1 protein-coding gene is annotated in these 953 nt (G+C 65.4%); it reads left to right on the top strand.

All coding sequences use genetic code 11. The annotated features are described in order from the left end of the window. Positions 1 to 903 (top strand): AbrB family transcriptional regulator (locus tag EN984_RS36015; protein WP_164751149.1); only part of this gene is annotated, 903 nt, incomplete at its 5' end. Between the last annotated feature and the right edge of the window lie 50 nt (positions 904 to 953).

Raw genomic sequence — 953 nt, 5'->3', positions numbered from 1 at the left:
GTGCGTGTGCCGCGTCTTCTGTTTGGCGCCGCCCAGGCGATCGTCGGCTGCCTCGTCGCCAGCTCGATCTCGGCCGACATCTTTCCGGTCTTCTACCAGGAATGGCCGCTGTTTTTAGGCGTCGTGGTGGCGACCGTCACTGCCTCCAGCCTGCTCGGCTGGCTGATCAGCCGCTGGCGCATCCTGCCCGGCACCACCGCCGTCTGGGGCTCGTCGCCGGGTGCGGCCACCGCCATGGTGCTGATGGCCGGTGCCTTCGGTGCCGACCAGCGCCTCGTCGCTTTCATGCAATATCTGCGCGTCATATTCGTCTCGATGACCGCAGCACTCGTTGCCAAGATGTGGGTCGACACCTCGGGCGTCGAAATCCCGCCCATCGTCTGGTTTCCGCCGATCGACCGCCAGGCCTTCGCCGCCACCATCGGCATCGCGCTGGTTGGCGGCCTGTCGGGAAAGATTTTCCGGCTGCCCTCGCCCTTCTTCCTCGGCACCTTTATCTTCGGCACCGTCGTCCATCTTGGCTTGGGCGTGGAGATGCAATTGCCGCAATGGCTGCTGGCCGTCAGCTACGCCATGGTCGGCTGGTCGATCGGCCTGAACTTCACAACGGCGATCCTGCGCCATGCAACGCGCGCATTGCCGCAGATCATCGCCTCGATCGTGGCGCTGATCGCCTTTTGCGGCGGCCTTGCCTTCCTGATCAGCCATCTCCTGGGCATCGATCCGCTGACCGCCTATCTGGCGACCAGCCCCGGCGGCATGGACAGCATCGCCATCATCGCCGCCGCCGCGCAGAACGTCGACATCTCCTTCGTCATGGCCCTGCAATCGGCACGCTTCCTGATCGTGCTGCTGGTCGGCCCGAGCGTCGCTCGGCTGGTGGCCAGAAGCGTCAGGCAATAAGCAGCGACTAGTCCTCGCCGCCCTCGCCCACGCTATGCGCATCCCGACGC

Source organism: Mesorhizobium sp. M7A.F.Ca.CA.004.12.1.1, from assembly GCF_003997835.1.
GTDB lineage: Bacteria > Pseudomonadota > Alphaproteobacteria > Rhizobiales > Rhizobiaceae > Mesorhizobium.
This window is presented reverse-complemented; position numbering and strand designations above follow the sequence as displayed.